Source organism: Streptomyces sp. URMC 126, from assembly GCF_051386555.1.
GTDB lineage: Bacteria > Actinomycetota > Actinomycetes > Streptomycetales > Streptomycetaceae > Streptomyces.
Map to the genome: position 1 here is coordinate 1 of NZ_JBPQTX010001451.1, position 229 is coordinate 229.

1 protein-coding gene is annotated in these 229 nt (G+C 73.8%); it reads right to left on the minus strand.

Annotated features, from left to right (window positions below):
* Positions 1 to 229, minus strand: a 229-nt coding sequence (locus ACSNOK_RS36640; RefSeq protein ID WP_436784953.1) for a protein-disulfide reductase DsbD domain-containing protein, incomplete at both ends; no start/stop codon positions are given.

A 229-nucleotide genomic window follows, 5' to 3' on the forward strand; every position in this document is an offset into this window, starting at 1 on the left:
GTGCATGTCCTGCTGGACCTGCCCGGCCATCGGCTGGCCGGGGGCCGCCGGGGTCAGCGCGATGGGCAGCACCAGCCGGTCATGATAGCCCAGCGTGCGCTCGCCGCCCGATTCGATCACCTCGGGGCGGGGCCACAGCGGCGTCGCCTGCGCGACGTTGGCCGCACCCGACCAGTCGAACTGCGGCGGCACCCCGCTGTCGCCGGGGCTGCGCCAATAGGTCTTCCAG